Genomic DNA, 17,123 nt, shown 5'->3' with positions numbered 1-17,123 from the left:
GCTCCCAGGCGGGGAAGGCTCGGAGGACCCCAAACTTTCGAGGCTAACAGAGCGGTCCGAAAACGACAACCGGCGGCCCGGGCCCCGGCATGGTAGATTTAGTGTGTGAAAATACGGCGGCCGTCACGACTTAAGTCCCTTTACTAGGCCTAAAATGCCTGGCTTCCCGGGACTTGTCCGCGCGAATCAGCGGGGCTATTATCAGCTACTTTTCCGGGGGATTGAGATGCGTCACGTAATATCGGCACTCGTGCAGAACGTGCCGGGGGTGTTGGCGCATATCTCAGGCATGCTCGCCTCACGCGGGTACAACATCGATAGTCTGGCCGTCGGCGAGACCGAGGAGCCCCACCTGTCGCGGATGACATTCGTCATCATGGGAGACGACAGCGTGCTGGAGCAGGTCCGCAAGCAACTGTCGAAGATCGTGACCGTGGTCCGCGTCGACGACATCAGCTCGCAGAATTTCGTCGAGCGCGACCTGATGCTGATCAAGGTCAAAGCGGCGGACGGTGCCGCCCGCAACGAAGTCCACCAATTGGCCGAAATCTTTCGCGGACGCGTCGTCGACGTCGCCGCCGAGGCCGTGATCGTCGAGATCTCGGGGCAGGAGCGCAAAGTCGAGGCGTTCGTCGAACTGATGCGCCCCTTCGGCATCTGCGAGCTGGTCCGCACCGGCCGAATCGCGATGGTGCGCGGCGCCAAGACCAGCAACGTCGACCGCCGTTCTCCCACGGGCCGCTCGTTCGAGGCCACCCCCTCGGACTTTGCTTAAGGGGCGAGTGCCGATCCGAATGAGCCGATTTCAGTGAGCCAATCTGAGTAAGCCGATTCGACTGATCAAACAACCCCTCGCCCTCTGGGAGAGGGCAGGTTGAGGGAGCGAAGGCAAAAACCCAACCGCTCGCCAGCCGCCATCTCTGCAAGAGATGGAACAAAAGATAAGTAACAACAAATAAACATTCCAAACCGCACACACAAACCGAGGAACCCACGCTCATGCCCGCCAAGATCTACTACGACAAAGACGCCGACCTCGCCCTGCTGAAGGGAAAGACGATCGCAATCCTGGGCTACGGCTCGCAAGGGCACGCCCATGCGTTGAACCTGCGCGACAGCGGTTGCACCGTGATTGTCGGCCAGCGTCCCGGTAGCGCGAATTACGATCTGGCGGTGAAAGACGGCTTCAAGCCGGTTTCGGCCGAAGAAGCGACCGAGAAGGGGGACATGATCAACGTCCTGCTTCCCGACGAAGTGCAGGGGGACGTCTATCGCCAGAGCATCAAGCCGCATCTAAAGCCGGGCAATATTCTGATGTGCTCGCACGGCTTCAACGTCCATTTCGGTCAGGTCGAAGCGCCGAAAGGTGTCGACACGCTGCTCGTAGCCCCCAAGGGACCCGGTCACCTGGTGCGTGCCGAGTTCGAACGCGGCGGCGGTGTCCCCTGTTTGATCGCGCTCAGCGAAGGTGCGAGCGACGAGACACGCAAGCTCGGTCTGGCCTATGCCAAGGGGATCGGCGGTACGCGCGGCGGCGTCATCGAAACCACCTTCGCCGAAGAGACCGAAACCGACCTGTTCGGTGAGCAAGTCGTACTGTGCGGCGGTGTCAGCGCCTTGGTCAAGGCTGGATTCGAGACCCTGGTCGAGGCGGGCTACCAGCCCGAGATGGCCTACTTCGAATGTATGCACGAACTGAAGCTGATCGTCGACCTGTTCTATCAGGGCGGCTTGAACTACATGCGGTATAGCGTCTCGAACACCGCTGAGTACGGCGATTACACCCGCGGGCCGCGGATCGTTACCGACGAGACCCGGGCCGAGATGAAGAAAATCCTGCAAGAGATTCAGTCGGGTCAGTTCGCTCGCGAGTGGATCCTGGAAAACAAGGCCAACGCCCCAGCCTTCAAAGCCACCCGCCGCCGCGAGCGCAACCACCCGATCGAAACGGTGGGCCGCCAACTGCGCCGCCTGATGAGCTGGATCAACTCGAAGGAAGTTTAAGCCGGCCCAAGGCCAAAGCATCTGGATAAACCCAGAGCTGCCCACCGGTACGCGTGCAGCACATTCCAAACCCCTCTCCCCCTGGGAGAGGGCAGGTGAGGGCGCGTAGCGCAACGGCGAACCATAGCAATCCACGCCATTTACGAAGTGCTTTTGAAAAGTCCGTGGCGGGACCGGCGCGGCAACGGTCTCGGACTTGGGCTTGCCCGGCCCGCCGGGACGGCGACAATTGAGCAGCCACGCCCAAACCAGTGCCAATTGCTCCGTTTGAATCCCTATAAGTGAGTGCCATGTCGCAAGTGCCAACCACGGCCACGACCGAGATCACGACCCGCGAAGCGATCAACGAGTTGAAGCCGGGTGATCGCATCGAAGTGCTGCACCAGGTCAAAGTGGGGCAGAAGATCTGGAACACAAAGACCGTGGGCACGGTCGTCCGCTTCGAGCGTCGCCGGCATGGGCTGCACTTTCGCCGCAACGTTGACGACAAAGCATTCAGCGACCTGGTGGTTTTGAAGCTGGCCGACGGTTCGCTGACCACCGTCACGATGGACGAGTTCTCGCAACTACGCCGCTTAGGCTAAGAGCCGCGGCACCAAATCCCCTCTCCCTCCGGGAGAGGGCAGGGTGAGGGGCGAACAGCGAACGATTATCAAACGCGAGCGATATACCCTCACCGAACCTCTCCCCACAGGGGAGAGAGATGAAAGAGAATCTCGCGAGGGCCGAAGCACCGTTGATTGCAATTTGCAACGAAGCTTATGGACCCACACGTCGATCAGCCGCCGAGTGAATCAACTCCGCTTTTTCGCGAGCACCCGCGCTCGTTCGAGACCAACCGGTTTGTCTATCCGGTCGTCAGCCGGCGCTCAGGGGGCGTATCGATCGGCGTGAATCTCAACCCGGACAAGGTCTGCAACTTCGATTGCATCTACTGCCAGGTGGATCGCGTCAGCACGAGTGAAACAAAATTTGTCGGCCGCGAACAGTTGCTCGCCGAGTTGGATCACATGTTGTCGCTGGTCACGACGGGCGAGCTGTTTGCGCATCCGCGCTTTCGAGACACGCCCGTGACCTTACGGCGGTTGAATGACATAGCCTTCAGCGGCGACGGCGAGCCGACGACGTATCGCGACTTCGACGAAATCGTTTCGGCCTGCGCCGATGTGAAGCGCCGTCACGCTCTCGACGCCGTAAAGATGGTGCTGATCACCAACGCCAGCATGTTCCATCGGCCGGCCGTCGAGCGAGGGCTGGCTATTCTCGACGCGAACCAGGGCGAGATTTGGGCCAAGCTCGAAGCGGGCACCGACGAGTATTACTACCTGATCGAACGCACGACGATCCCCTTCCGCCGCATCCTCGACAACATCAGCGCGGCGGCCCGCGTTCGACCGCTGGTGATTCAATCCCTGTTCATGCGCGTGGCAGGCAGCCCGCCGAGCCCTGCAGAGCTTTCGGCCTTTTGCGATCGCCTGAACGAAATCACGGCCGCCGGTGGAAAACTGTCGCTCGTGCAGATCTACACCGTGGCCCGCCGTCCGGCAGAATCCAACGTCACCCCGCTTTCGAACGCCGACGTCGACGAGATCGTCGAACTCGTTCGCAGCAAGACGGGGCTTACGACGCGCCGGTATTACGGTGGCCTTTAGTCGTACGTGGGGGTCCGCATTTTGGAGCCGCCGGCAGCCCTGCTGACGCTGATCGGAGTGAATCCGCAACCAATTGTTATGCGTGCCGCCTACCGATCTGGCGCCTTCGTCAATTCGAACATGTCGAACATCAGGCCGTCGATGTCGTAGGCCTTGAAGACGATCGTCCGGTCGCTGATCGCGGCGTAGCAATAGTGATACGCCTTCTGAAAGTGCAGGTTGAACCAGGTCCGCTGCGGGGCCGCTTGTTCGAGTGATCCGCCACCGCCGCCACTGGTGATGTAGCGGACTCCCTGCTGCTGGTTGATCGACATCTCGAAGATCGGCCACGTTCGTTCATACATGTGAATGTGACCGTTGAAGGCGATGTCGACGCCATACTTCTCGTACAGCGGCACCAACTGCCGGGCGTTGCGGTCGCCGTAACCGAACTTCGATCCTTCGGCCCCCTTGTTATGGTCGCCGTAGTCGTTTTCTTCCGAGCTGAAGCAAGGGTGATGATGGCAGGTGAATTTCCAGGTGGCCTTCGACGCGGCCAACTCCTTTTCGAGCCATTCGTATTGCGGTGACTTCGGACCGAGCGGCTTATTGCTGTCGATCATGAAGAACTGCGCATTGCCGTAACGGAACGTGTAGTAATACTCGGGCTTCGGCAGCGCGAAATAATCGTAGTACCAGTGCGAATCTTTTTCATGATTGCCGATCACGGGGTACATCGGGATCTGCGCCAGTAGCGGCGCGCAAGGCTCGAACAGATCCTGCAGCCACTGATTCTTGGCAAATCCGTCGTCCACGACGTCGCCGCAATGGATCAGGAAATTCGGCCGTTTCGCAAATATCCCCTCGGCGCACTTGCGGGTCACCTCGGGATTGCGCTGCGTGTCGCCAATGACGCCAAACGCCCAGGGCATGGATTCACCGGTGATCGTCTGAAACGAATACTGCGGTGCGCGCAGCTCTTGCCCCTTATCGTCCGTGCAAGTGACACGGTAAAAGTAGCGTGTGGCGGGCTTGAGCCCGGTCAGCGTCACCTCGCTGATCAATTGTGCCTCGGCGGTTTCGGCCTTCTGTTCGAGCGGACGCAACTCGGCGTATTCCACCCGCATCTTGGCCGGACGCGATGTCTCGCACATCACCGTGATCGAGTCGGCCGTGGCGAACTGCAAATACGGCTTCACCAGAAACATCAAATCCGTTTCCGGCGTGGGAGCCCAGGCGATCAGGTTTTCGTTCTTCTTGGCGACTTTCTGAATTTCGTCGGGAGACAATTCTCGGGCGTAGCACTTCAGCTCATAGAGCCCCCCTTCGAAAAGATCATGCGCCCGGCTGGCGGTGCCGCCGATCAAATAGGCGCCGTTTTCCGGATAGCGAATGTCGCCCGCCTGAGCGCTCGACTCGGCTTCGAGTTCGCCATTGACGAACAATCGCATCCGCGCCCCATCGTACGTGGCGGCCACGTAATACCAGCGTTCCTTCGCCAGCGGCGTCTTGCCGACAATGTAAGTCACGGGCGGATTGCCCGTGGCTTGCTCGCCGCCGGCCGTTAACCCAAACGCGAACGACTCGTGGTTAAAGCCTAACACCCAACCGTCGCGATTATTACGAGACTTGCTCTGAAAGCTGACGATCGTGCCCCGTTCAGGCAATGCATCCAGGCGAACCCACGCCGTGACCGTCATGGCCCGCGTCGGCAGTAGCTTGCGCGCGTCGTCCAGCGTGCCGGCCAGGCTGAGATATTCATCACCCTCGAAGGCCAGCGCCTCGGTTGGGCCGAAATTGCGAAACCGCGGCGCGCCAAACACCTGCGCCGTGGCCTGATGCGTCATGTCCTGCCAGGCGCCGTTTTGAATCTCGTGCGTCCCCGCGGCAAAGTGAAACAACAGATCGTGCTCGACGTGATCGGGATGGGCCAAGGCCGTGGCAGAAAGAATCGCCGTCACGGCGAGCATCGCGAAACACTGGGCGGCAATCCGATACATGGCGAGAATCCTCGGGGGGCGGGCGTAGATATCGCGGCGGGCCGAATCTGGCACGAGTGCTCGATGATAACCGGCCAACTGCCGAGGCAAAAGCGCACGCCCTGGTAGCGGCAGGGACTTACCGCTCATGCCAAGCTCCCAAATCCCCAATCAAACGCCCCACGTACTCCGCGTAACGCGAGTCGGGCACAGGCCCTTTCGCCGGCAACCGCTTGAGCACGTCGATCATCGCCGCCGGCAGCTTGCCCGCCGCCTCGATCGCGTTCAGCGCCGCGATCGCGACAAAGACATTGTTTTCCTGGCAGTTCGACAGCTTCGCCAACAGTGCTAGGGCCCGTTCACGTTCGACCTCCGCGCTGTAACGCCCGAGCGCCTCGGCCGCCACGATCTGCACGTACGGGGACGAATCGTCGAGCGCTGCCACCAGCGCCTTCTGCCCAGCCTGTACGGCCGTCTCCCCGCGCACCAGAAACCCGATAGCGCCCCAGTAGCGCACCGCGCTATCCTCGTCGCGAAGGTACTCGACCAAGGGGGAGACCGAATCACCGTCGCTGCGCGAAGCAAGCTCGGCCGCTTCCAGAATCCGATCGAGCGGGTATTTAGATCGGTAATGCCCCATGCCGTACGGCGTTGTGCCGGCGCTGCGAGAGTGAATCTCTCCCTCGGGCAGAAACCCGAGGTCGCGAATCCTAAGCGCTAGATCCTGTTGTGCGCGGCGCAGCCGCACGAGTATTTCCTGATGCGCCGGATCTCCGGCCAGGTTCTTGATCTCGTCAGGATCGTTCGCCAGATCGTACAACTCTTCGGCCGGCTTCTTTTTCCAGAATGCCTCCTGCGCTGCTGCAAGCTTTCCTTCTTCGAACAGGCGGTGCCACACCGTGGTCGTGGGGGTCTGGAACATGTAACTCACGTGTTGGCCGGGCGGCTTATGCGGCATGTAATTGCGCACGTAGACGAACCGACCATCCGTGGCGCTGCGCATCATGTCATACCGCTCGTCCATGCGACCGCGGAATCCATAGACGTACGGCTGCGGCGGCGCAGCGTGGGGACCGAGAAAAGCATGCCCCTGCATCCACGCAGGCGGCTCGATCCCCGCCAGGTCGAGCACCGTGGGGGCGAAGTCGACGAAGCTCACCAGCCGATCCGTCGCACCCCCGGCCTGATAATCGGCCGGCCGTAGAGCCCGAAACTTCTCGGGGATGTACACCACCAGCGGCATCTGCAACCCGGAATTGCACGCCGAGCGCTTTGATCGCGGCATACCGGAACCGTGGTCCGCGAAATAGAAAATAATCGTCGAATCAGCCAGGCCATCTTCCTTCAGTTCGCGCAGGCGTTTGCCCGCGTCGGCATCGGCCGCGCTGACACCGTCGTAGTATTGCGCCCAGTCGTGACGCACCTCGGGCGTGTCGGGATGATAAGCAGGCACGCGCACGTCGGCCGGATCATGCACGAGCGCGTGTGGACGCGTGCGAATCTGGCTCTCGTGACTCTTGGTCGAATTGAACACGGCAAAAAATGGCTGGCCTGGTGCACGATTTCGCCAATGACCTCTATTCGACGAGTCACCCCATACTTGGCCCAGACTAGTTACGTTGTAATCCTCTTTACTGTTGTTTGTGCAGTAATAGTTGTATAAACGCAGCAACTGGGGGAACATTTGCTTGCCGGTCGGAAACGCCACCATGCTGCGCATGTGCTCGGCGCCAGTCGAGGGTGCGTACATGCCCGAGATCAACGTCGTCCGCGCTGGCGCACAGACGGGCGCATTCGACCAGGCATGCCGATAGATCATCCCCTTGGCGGCCAAGGCATCGACGTTCGGCGTCGTGGCAAACTTGTCGCCATAGCAGCCCAGATGCGGCCCGTGGTCTTCGCTGGTGAGCCAAAGAACATTCGGCCGCGGGTCGTCAGCAGCCACTACGCCCACGTGCGCGGCCATGACAATGGCGATACAAAAGCAAGGGACCGCGCACAGAATACGCGACGAAAGAGAACGTCGGAGTTTCGACATGATCGTGATTCGTTTTCGACAATCGTGGAACTGAGCAAGCCAGCTACGCAGTCTAACCACGAATCGACAAGAATCACACGAACCCGCACCGCATCCCGCGCGCCCCGCGAGATTGCAAAACGCCGCCGCCCATTAAAGCGCGCCGGAGTCTACTGTCATTTGGCTGCCGTCACTTCGCGGGCGTCTCGGCCCTCTTTGACTTCTTCCGTTTGGGCTCGGGCTCGCCCTTGGTTAAGTCCTCGTCAGCGCGAACAATTGTGTAATACCCGACCTGCATCTCTTCGAACGTCTGCAGGCCGAAGCGAACGGCCTTATTCGGGTCGGGATTCGAGGGGTTCCCTTGGGAATTATCGAAATGCCCAATGCAAATCAACTGCGAACCCTTGGGCAGAAATTTCGGTTCCGTCAGGTCGTATCGCAGTTGCCAATTGAAATCGTAATGCGGCACATCCAGCAGCACCTCGCGCGTGCCGTCCGGCATTTCCGATTCGATGCGATACGACTTACCGCGATAGTGCATGTGCGGGAACAAGTTCAACAGCATCATGTCGCGGCTGAATTTCACCTTCGAGATCACCTCGTAGTTGTCGGCGTGCGGCGGAATCTCGAAGCCCGCGTTTACTGCCATGCCGTACATCACCTTTTTCTTCACGGTCGCGGCGTCAGCAAACTTCAAACCGACCATGCTGCGATCGGTTTGCGAGATGCCGTTGGTGGTGTAGTGCATCTGAATGTAAAAGGTCGAGCCGGCCGTGATCTTGATCCCCGTTCCTTCGGGATAACGCCAGGGTGGCATGCCGGGAGCATAGACCGCGATCATCTGCCCCTGTGCCTGCGCTTCCTCGGGACTGCGAATCTTCGTTCCCGGCGGCAGCGAGAAAAGCACAATATGGTGTACGACCGCGGTGTTACCCGGCCGCGCTTCGGCCATCGATAGCCATTTGTCTTCGGTGAAGCCGGGATCGATTTGGAAGTATTGATAGTCAACCACGCCCTCGGCCGGCACGGTGTACGACTCTTGCATTTCGTACACGGCATCCGGTTCGCCAATCTGCCACTTGCTGGCGAAAGTCGGCGGCGGCGGCAATTGTCCGCGATCCCCTTCGGGGCAGCCGTTGTCGACCCACGCCTTGAGCGCGGCCTTATCGTCGGCCGTCATGCTCGAATCATTGCTGAAATGGCCAAACTCGGGATTGGCGAACCAGGGGGGCATCCGCCCCTGGTCGACGACCTCACGAATCATGTCGGCCCAACCCAGCGTCTCTTCATAGCTGGTGAGCGCGAACGGCGCTAGTTGCCCTTCGCGATGGCACCCGACGCAATGCTTGTTGAGAATTCGCGCAACCTGGTTGCTGAACGTGATGTCGCCGTGCGGTTCCACCTTGCGCGTACGTCCGATCAGGCAGCCTGGCACGTCGCTTAACGGCTGTGTCACTTCCTTGCCGGCCAGAATCTCGTCGATCGCCGTGGCCAGTTCGCGCCGTTCGGCCTTTTGCTTGTGGTAGCCAATGCCGAATTGATCGTCGATCCGCCCGGCATAGCGCACCACGCGCTTTTCGTCCAATACGAAGACCTGCGGCGTTCGCTCGGCCGATAGCTTATCGGCGATCACGTTGCCGGCATCCCGCAACAATGGAAAGCCGACGTCAAAGGCCAGCACATAGCGGCCGATCTCGGTCGGCGTGTCCTGCACGTTGGCGTCGACGCCCAAAAACTGCACGCCGCGAGCCTCGTATTCTTTCGCCAGTTCCACCAGCCTCGGCGTGTAGAGCTTCACCAGCGGACATTCGGTACCGACGAAGGCCAGCACGATCACCTTGCTCTGGCGATAGTCAGCCAGAGCGTGGCTGTTGCCGTGGAAATCTCGCAGCGTGAAATCGTCGACGTGCTGACCGACCGAGGTCTGCTTCGCCCCCTGCGCCACGAGCGGCACCAGGACAACGACCGACCAGAACAAGAATCCCACCCCGGCGCGATGACTGCGCATCGATCAACCTCTCGTGTGTGCGGAATCGTGATGCGCGCCTCGACCAAGAGTTAATGCAACCAGTAGCTCAATAGCGCGCTATCGAAGTTCCCTGAACGTAACCGGCCCGATCAGGCGTGGCAACTTCTTTCGTCAGCTCGTTGCTATCGCGCTTCGACCTTTGCTGAAATCACCGGCGTATGCCCGTGTCGCTGGCACCAGGCCGGATACTCGTCGTCCAGCAGCTTTTGCGGCCAGGTTCCTAGCCAGGCGTAACCGTTGCGCCGCTCATAGCCGATGTCGGCCAGCTGCGCGCGAGGCACGCCATCGCGATCAACGAAGATCGGCTTTTCCGTCGCCAGGTCGTAAAATCGGGCCCACAACGGCGGCGCCGCCGGGTCGGCCACGATGATTTTATTTTCCCCCTTGGGCGCCTGCGGGTCGGGCTGGTAATCCTGACGAATGCCGGTTAGCGTCGCGTGATCGAACCACACCACCGCCGCATCGATCGCCGTGACGACCGCAGGGCTGGGCCGGTCGAGGCTCATCAGTAGCCGCACGATCCGTGTCGATTCCGAACCGCTCAAAGACGCCAGCTCGAACGTTCGCGCCGGCCGTGGCTGCCAATCGACGGCGTCGTGCTGCGCGCACCACACGGTCAGCCGGTCGTCGATCCGTACCTGGCAACGCACGATGCAATCAATGCCACGATCAAAGGCCGCGCCGGCGCGCTCGCGGCGCGCGGAATCGACGAACTGATAGCCGTCCGCGGTAGCGACTTCGCGCAACAGCGTCATCAGCCGCACCATCGTGTCGTCATTGAACGTGATATAGCGCGCATAGCCATCGCCCGGGGGAAAATACTGCGGCCAGCCACCGGTCGGATACTGGGCCGACAGGATATGGTCCAGCCCTCGCAAAAAGGCCTCGCGGTCTCGCCGCGTGCGCGTGACGTTCCACGAGCGGGCCAGCAGCCGCAGCTCATCGGTCGTGGCTGCGTTGTCGAACGTACCATGCAGTTTCCCTGGTTCACCCGCATACGGCGCCGAAACGCAATCCGTGTTCTTCGGCCAACTGGCGGCGGGCGATTGAAACGACAAGATGTTATCGAGCGTCGTCCGCCCGGCGGGCGTGCGAAACCAGTCGTCCGGCTTATGTAGAAAATCCCTGGCCCGCTCTTCCGCCCCGGCCGATCCAAGGGAAATTAGCAGCACGATCATCGGCCACGCCCAGCCAATAAACTCGCGGCGAACCTGACAAATTGCCGGGATGTAAGGCATGAATTATGTTTTCACTTTCGAAAACCACTGCTCGTTCTTGCCCAACGAGCCGAGGGGGTGCATGATGAATGTTTGGGCCGCTGCGCCGCCATGCCGTGCAGCACGCCCTCGACCGAAGGCAGGGTGTGCGAGGGGTCGCCGTCGAATCGACAGTGTCGTCGGAAGGACAGTGTCGTTCGACTGAGTTGCCGTTCGGGCGGCAGTGTTAAGTCGATTGGCGATCACCACCTGTGCGACGTTTGTATATCGATCGCCGATGCGGTAGCGCGGCGGTGGGGCGAACAGGAACATCATCATAACATGAACGTCAATTTGCTGGCCAAGTTCCTGGGGGATTCCACCTACGGGTTCCTGGCCCTGAACTTGTTATTCGGTTTGTTCTGCGCGATCCTCGTCTGGCGCCGGCTGCGCGAGCTGCGCTTTCGCAGCGACGACGAGCAGCAGCAGTTTCTCAATGAGCTGAACGAAACCCTCTCGGCCGGCGACTTCGAAGCGGCCATCGAGCGTTGCGAACTCGACCCGCGCGCGCTGCCGCAATTGACGCGGGTTGTACTGATGAACCGCGACCTGGATCAGGATGACCTCCGCCAGGTCGTCGCCGAACGGTTGCAGCGCGACGTGTTGGGACCGATGGAAAACCGCATCAACTGGATTCTGACCGTCGTTCGCAACGGCCCGCTCTTGGGTCTGTTCGGCACGGTGCTAGGCATGATGGCGGCCTTCGGACGCATCGGCACCGGCGAAAAAGTTCAGCCTTCGCAAATCGCCGACGAGATCGCCGTCGCCTTGATCTGCACCGCCATGGGCCTGGGCACCGCCATTCCGCTGGGCTATATCGCCAACACCTTGAACATTCGCATTCGTGATTTACAAGAAACCCTCAGCCACGCCCTGATGCGTCTGCTAAGCCGCTTCCGCCCCCCGGTGTGATTCCGACGCACCCCAAAAATCCCTCTCCCTTGGGGAGAGGGCAGGGTGAGGGCGATCGCCAATCCAACCACTCTATCAATAAAAGACCAAACCCTAACCTCTACCCGGCATGAGCGATTTCGCATCATCCTTCGAAGCCGGTTCGCTCGTTCAAAAGAGCACCGAGGAACTCGATACGCATGTCGACATGACGGCGATGATCGACCTGGTGTTCATGCTCAATATCTTTTTCCTGGTGACGTCGCTCGTGACGGCTCTGGCCGAGTTGAACTTGCCCGCCGCCACGCATGTCTCGGCAGCCGACATGGAAAACTCGCTGTTGATCAGCATTGTCGCCAAGGAGCGGGGAGACAAACCGTCGGTCTACATCGGCGAAGTCGGGTCTGGCGAACTGGTGCCCGACACCCAACTCGAAGAGCGAGTGGCAGCAGCCGTGCAGCAGGCGCGCAAAGATGGAAAAACGAACGTCGTGCTAAAGGCCGAGTATTTCGTGCCGCTGGCCACCACGGCGCGCATTGGCTCGGCCGTGGGCGCCGCCAGCGAAGAAATGAAACTCAACTTCGCCGTGATGGAGAAGGACTGAGGAAGTAGCCAGTAAACGGTAGTCGGTAGCCAGAAGCATCCCGATTACCGACTACTAACTACCGACTACTGTCGCAAATGATTTCCTTCCACTGCAAAAATTGCGGACGTCGATTGAAGATCGACGACTCCTTTGCCGGGCGCAAGGGAAGCTGTCCGCGCTGCGGTGTCGAGTTGGTCGTACCCGTGGCTGCCCCGCCGCCGGCCCCCGCCCCCAGCACCTCGGGCGGCGGCATGTCGGGCGGCCTTTCCGGCAGCAAATCAGGAAGCCTCGCGGGGAGCAAGTCGCTCAGTCGGTCAGGGCTCATCGCCACGGGCACGCCCAAACGGCGCAAGGGTCCACGGCCGCCGCTGGTTCGCCCCGGCTCGGCCAAGCTCGAGTTCAAAGAGATGATCGACATGACGGCGATGGTCGACATCGTCTTCTTCCTATTGATCTTCTTCATGGTCACGTCGTTCAATTCACAGCAGGCGTCGATTGAAATGCCCACGCCCGCGCCCCCGACCGGCGCCACCGGCAAGGCCACGGCGCGGCGCACCGTCCAGGATTTCGAAAACGACGCCGACTTTATCGTCGTTCGCCTCGACGCGGACGACACAATGTGGGTTGAAGAATCGGTCGCTATGACCCCCAACGACCTGGCCGCCAAGCTGCGACAACTATCCGGCGGCAGTGGCGGCAAAGGCAAACTCCTGGTCGTCGGCCACAGCGACTCTTCGCACGGTGCGGCCGTGACCGTAATGGATACGGCCCACTCCGTCGGCATCGACGACGTCCGACTGGCTGTGAAGGACGAAGAATAAACGCGTGGGCGATCACAAAGAGCGGTGCGACCATTAACCCCCTCTCCCCCGTGGGGGATAGCGTATGGTGGGGGGTAATCGCCCCATGATTGATTGACCGGTCGAATCTCGCAGGGCGTTACACCAGGTTTTCTCGTTCCCCGTGGAAGAGAAATCGGGCAAGTGGTAGTTCACTTGCGTTGACGATTCATTCGCAGCGCCCCCTCACCCTGCCCTCTCCCAGAGGGAGAGGGGTGTTTGCACTACGGCTGTAGTGTGGCGACGTAGTTTCGCAGCTCGGCCAGCTCGCGTTCGTAGCCGCCGGAGAGGATTGGGAAGCGGCACCACGTCTTGGGGTCGAGGTTCTCGTCGTCCAGATGAAACGACGGTGCATAACGCTCGCGTTTCCACTGGTTGCGGCACCACAGGCGAAAGAATCGCTCGACCCACAGGCCTAGCTGTGAAGGTGCGTACTGCTGGAATCGCGGTCGCATCTGCTCGAAGACCTCGACCGGCGTCAGCTTGTCCCGTATCGCGGCCCGTTCGATGGCGTCCAGCAATTCGTAGGGCATCAGATCCGCTTCGTCGGTTTGACCCGATTCGGCCGGACGCAGCTCGGCCGTTGGCGGCTGACAATTCACGGCCGCGAGCGCGGGAATTGGACGGCCGCCGGCGGGTCCTGCCACCTCGAGCCAGCGCAGCCAGGAGCGCAGATACGCCTTGTCGATGCCCGCGATGGGGGACAGGCCGCCGCTGGTATCGCCGTCCATCGTGGCGTAACCGACCGCGGCCTCGGAACGATTGCTGGTGGCCAGCAACAGGCCTGATCGTAAATTCGCGAGCATCCACACGCCCGGCGCGCGAACCCGCGCCTGAATGTTTTGCAGTGCCAGATCGTCCTGGCCCCAGGTTAGCTCGCGCCCGACCGCGCCCGACACCATCGCCACGTAATCGCGCACCAAGCGATCGACGTCGAATTCATAAAACTGGGCGCCGATCGCGTGAGCGACGCCGGCGGCGGCATCGCGAGTCGTTTGCGAGCTGTTCTGCGTCGATTGATAGACGCAAGTGACGAGACTCTTGATCAATTCGGCCGTCGAAGCAGCAGTCTGGACTGCCGGCAAATAGGCTAATTTTTGTTTGTACTGCTCCAGGCCCAGCTCCCCGGCCCCCAATTCGACCATCATCGCCGAGAGACAGGCCACGGCCGACGAATCGGCCCCACCGCTGGCCGAAATCACGACGCCGTTCGAGCGGCTCTTGCGCATGTAATCGAACAAGCCCAGCGAAACCGCGCGAGCGAACTCTTCCTCTTTGACGTGCGGGCCAGTCTCCCAGGCAGCGCGCTCACATTTGGCGCTCGTAGGCTGTAACCGCGGGTAGTCAAACGGCGCGGCGATCGTGGCCCCGTCGGTCTGTAGCCGCGGCTCGAAGCTGCCCAATCGCGACTGCTGCATGCGCGTGGCATCGACATCGACCACGGCGGTCGTCAGTTGCCAATCAGCGAATGAAAATCGCGGCCCGGTCGCGGCCAGCTTGCCACCGGTCGCGATGAGTGCGCCACCGTCGTAAATCGCGCGGCCGGCCTCGTTGCCCAGCAGATTCGCGTACACGTAGCTGACACCGAAAGTGCGCGAACCTTCGAGCACGAAGCGGTGGCGAATTTCCATCTTGCCGAAGGCGAAATGGCTGGCACTGGGATTAAGAATCACGTCGGCCCCGCGCCGCGCAAGCTCTGCTCCCGGTCGATCGGCCACCCAGGCATCTTCGCAAATCTCGAAGCCGACCTTGATCCCGCCGAGATTGAAATCGACGTCCCCCAGCGGAAAAGTGCCACCGGCGATCGTTACCTGGGCGTGCTCGCCGACCGGCCACGGCTTGAACCAGCGCGGCTCGTAATGAATGCCGTCGCCGGCCAGGAAACGCTTGGCCACGAAGCCCAGGATCTTGCCATTCGCGACCAGGCAGGCGGCATTGAACAGCGCGTGCTGGTACGGAACGGGCAAGCCTAGCGAAGCGATCAAGCCTTGCGTGTGCGGCACGATCTCGGCCAGCACGTCGGCGGCCGTTTGCTGGACGCCTGGAGATTGGAACGCGTCTTCGCACCCATAGCCCGAGATGCACAACTCGGGCAGGCACAGGATGCTGACCTGGTCGGCCTGCGCGGCGGCGATCGCCGCGAGAATTCGCTGCCGATTGCCGTTCCAATCGAGCGGCGTCTGGTTCAGAGCCGCCGCCGAGACTTTGACGAGCTTCATGAAACGGCCGTCGCCGAATGCTGGACGCGATTGATTTCCATGCCCTATTTTACGTCATGCACGGTCGGACGTCTTGCGCCACAGCAGTCGCGTCCGCCGCGCTTTAGCCCCCCAGGGATTGGCGCAATGCCGCCAACTCGTCGGTGTTCTTCTGGGTCTGGCCCACTAGATCGGCCAAATCAGAGCGAAGCTGCGCAATCGCGGTACGCAGCTCGGTCACTTCCCGGCGCAAGGCAGCGGTGTCGCCATTGTCGGCCGGCGCTGAGCGGGACGACTCTTCGTGACGGCCAGCCGGTTCGGCGGCAGGACGTGCCGAGGGCTGCGGGCTGGAATGGGACGGCGCCGGCGAGTGTGCTGGCGTCGGTGCGTGCGCGGGAGTCGCCGCATCGGTTGCTTGCGCATTGCGACGGACTTTTTCCATTTCCTCGGGCAGATAGAGCGTATGCGAGATGATCTGCCCACGCCCCTCGGGCGTCAGGGCCTGAACCAAACCCTTGGCTTTCAGCGAATCGAGCAGCGATCGTAGCGTGGCCAGGTCAGGAATCGGATCCATGCGCGCGACGCGGCCGCGCAAGTCACCTTCGGTTTGCGCGCCGCGCAGCAATAGCTCGGTCATGATCGACAGTTCGATTTTCTCGACGCCCAGCCATTCGTACATGTAGTGCCGGTATTTGCCGACACGTCCGCTTCCCTGGACCGCGGCAACGGCCCCCATCAAACGCAGTCGATCGACCGAATCCTCGATATGCTCCGCCTCGTACTGCGAAAGCGGGTAGCGGTTATTCTTTTGATTGCAGCCGGTGACCAATGCATTGAGCGACAGTGGATAGGCGTCCGGAGTTGTCTTCGCCTTTTCGACGAGCACCCCCAAAACGCGCCGGTCGATGGCCTTGATGGGTTGCCAGCGTGGTTGACTGGCCCCGTCCTCAGTCCCGGTGTTGTCATTCGTCATGGCTGTCCTGTCTCCGCCCTTGCCCTGATGATGCCCGTGAACCGAATTGCCTACTTCAGCGCGCCATTCACTATACGATCCGAACGGCAACGTTTATGCCATGCACCGCGCCGGACGTCCAGAGATACAGGTGACGCAAAATCTGCGAACCTTCGCCGCACTCTTTCCGCGCGCCGGTGCGCCAGGTAAGTTTGTGGTTGCGTTACCGGTCAAAATCTACTCCGCCGCCACATTCGCGCGCCTCATTAAGAAGGAACTCGCCATGAAAAAGTCGATCGCCGTCACTGCCGCGGTTCTGGTTCTCGTCGGGATGTCGTACGCCTGGAGCGCCGTGGCCGCCGATAAGGCCCCGGCCGAAAAGGGCCAGTTGCTTTCGCACAGCGTCTACTTCGCTCTCAAGGAGCCGACGCCCGAGGCGAAGCAAAAACTGGTCGATTCCTGCAAGAAGCTACTGTCGCAACATCCAGGCGTGGTCTACTTTGCCGCCGGGACGCTCTGCGACGAGGCCAAGAGCCCGCTGAACGTGCGCGACTTCGACGTTGCGCTACTCATGGTCTTCTCAGACCATGAGGCATTGCACACGTACGCAGCCTCGGCGGATCACCAGAAGTTCATCGCCGACAACGCCACGACGTTCAAAGGCGTACGTGTCTTCGACGCCGATGTGGATTACGTGGCCTCGCCCGGCGGCCATGCGGCCAAGTGACTGAATTCGAGACG

The 17,123-nt window shown here is 61.0% G+C and carries 14 protein-coding genes; 8 read left to right on the top strand and 6 right to left on the bottom strand.

Going from position 1 to position 17,123, the window contains the following annotated elements:
• Window positions 1-226: 226 nt before the first annotated feature.
• The 4 genes from ilvN (at window position 227) to VGN12_17480 (ending at window position 3,656) form a co-directional block, all read left to right on the top strand.
• The gene (gene ilvN / locus VGN12_17495) at window positions 227-775 is read left to right on the top strand and encodes an acetolactate synthase small subunit (protein ID HEY4311249.1); all 549 of its coding nucleotides are present in this window, start codon (window positions 227-229) and stop codon (window positions 773-775) included.
• A 224-nt stretch (window positions 776-999) separates the two neighbouring features.
• A complete protein-coding gene (gene ilvC, locus VGN12_17490; GenBank protein ID HEY4311248.1) occupies window positions 1,000-2,004 on the top strand; it encodes a ketol-acid reductoisomerase in 1,005 nt (334 codons plus the stop codon).
• Window positions 2,005-2,294: 290 nt separating this feature from the next.
• Window positions 2,295-2,588 (top strand): hypothetical protein, encoded by a 294-nt coding sequence (locus VGN12_17485; GenBank protein ID HEY4311247.1) that lies wholly within the window; start codon window positions 2,295-2,297, stop codon window positions 2,586-2,588.
• Window positions 2,589-2,765: 177 nt separating this feature from the next.
• Window positions 2,766-3,656, top strand: a complete 891-nt coding sequence (locus VGN12_17480; protein HEY4311246.1) for a radical SAM protein — start codon at window positions 2,766-2,768, stop codon at window positions 3,654-3,656.
• A gap of 89 nt (window positions 3,657-3,745) precedes the next feature.
• On the opposite strand, the gene VGN12_17475 is transcribed toward VGN12_17480, so the two are convergent.
• The 4 genes from VGN12_17475 to pelA all read right to left on the bottom strand — a co-directional run bounded on the left by VGN12_17475 (window position 3,746) and on the right by pelA (window position 10,898).
• Entirely contained in the window at window positions 3,746-5,764 is a 2,019-nt protein-coding gene (locus VGN12_17475; GenBank protein ID HEY4311245.1) for a LamG-like jellyroll fold domain-containing protein, read from the bottom strand.
• The gene (locus tag VGN12_17470) at window positions 5,754-7,652 is read right to left on the bottom strand and encodes a sulfatase-like hydrolase/transferase (GenBank protein ID HEY4311244.1); all 1,899 of its coding nucleotides are present in this window, start codon (window positions 7,650-7,652) and stop codon (window positions 5,754-5,756) included. The genes VGN12_17475 and VGN12_17470 overlap by 11 nt, the downstream gene beginning before the upstream one ends.
• A 169-nt stretch (window positions 7,653-7,821) precedes the next feature.
• Complete coding sequence (locus VGN12_17465) at window positions 7,822-9,639, bottom strand: redoxin domain-containing protein (protein HEY4311243.1); 1,818 nt, start codon at window positions 9,637-9,639, stop codon at window positions 7,822-7,824.
• Between the two features lie 143 nt (window positions 9,640-9,782).
• On the bottom strand, window positions 9,783-10,898 hold the full coding sequence (gene pelA, locus VGN12_17460; GenBank protein HEY4311242.1) for a pectate lyase: 1,116 nt from the start codon (window positions 10,896-10,898) through the stop codon (window positions 9,783-9,785).
• Between the two features lie 300 nt (window positions 10,899-11,198).
• Between pelA and VGN12_17455 the strand changes: the two genes are divergently transcribed.
• The 3 genes from VGN12_17455 to VGN12_17445 all read left to right on the top strand — a co-directional run bounded on the left by VGN12_17455 (window position 11,199) and on the right by VGN12_17445 (window position 13,214).
• Window positions 11,199-11,828, top strand: a complete 630-nt coding sequence (locus tag VGN12_17455) for a MotA/TolQ/ExbB proton channel family protein (protein HEY4311241.1) — start codon at window positions 11,199-11,201, stop codon at window positions 11,826-11,828.
• A gap of 109 nt (window positions 11,829-11,937) precedes the next feature.
• Window positions 11,938-12,411 carry a biopolymer transporter ExbD gene (locus VGN12_17450; protein HEY4311240.1) on the top strand — a complete coding sequence of 158 codons (474 nt, stop codon included), beginning with the start codon at window positions 11,938-11,940 and terminating at the stop codon, window positions 12,409-12,411.
• A gap of 113 nt (window positions 12,412-12,524) precedes the next feature.
• Window positions 12,525-13,214 carry a biopolymer transporter ExbD gene (locus VGN12_17445; GenBank protein ID HEY4311239.1) on the top strand — a complete coding sequence of 230 codons (690 nt, stop codon included), beginning with the start codon at window positions 12,525-12,527 and terminating at the stop codon, window positions 13,212-13,214.
• Between the two features lie 242 nt (window positions 13,215-13,456).
• On the opposite strand, the gene nadE is transcribed toward VGN12_17445, so the two are convergent.
• Both nadE and VGN12_17435 read right to left on the bottom strand, forming a co-directional pair.
• Window positions 13,457-15,451 (bottom strand): NAD(+) synthase, encoded by a 1,995-nt coding sequence (gene nadE / locus VGN12_17440; protein HEY4311238.1) that lies wholly within the window; start codon window positions 15,449-15,451, stop codon window positions 13,457-13,459.
• 103 nt (window positions 15,452-15,554) lie between these two features.
• Window positions 15,555-16,403: a DUF480 domain-containing protein gene (locus tag VGN12_17435; GenBank protein ID HEY4311237.1), complete on the bottom strand. Its 849-nt coding sequence runs from the start codon at window positions 16,401-16,403 to the stop codon at window positions 15,555-15,557.
• 262 nt (window positions 16,404-16,665) lie between these two features.
• Here VGN12_17435 and VGN12_17430 point away from each other — a divergent pair, with 262 nt between their 5' ends.
• A complete protein-coding gene (locus VGN12_17430) occupies window positions 16,666-17,109 on the top strand; it encodes a Dabb family protein (protein HEY4311236.1) in 444 nt (147 codons plus the stop codon).
• Window positions 17,110-17,123: the final 14 nt, after the last annotated feature.

The organism is Pirellulales bacterium (assembly GCA_036499395.1).
Classification (GTDB): domain Bacteria; phylum Planctomycetota; class Planctomycetia; order Pirellulales; family JACPPG01; genus JACPPG01.
This window is presented reverse-complemented; position numbering and strand designations above follow the sequence as displayed.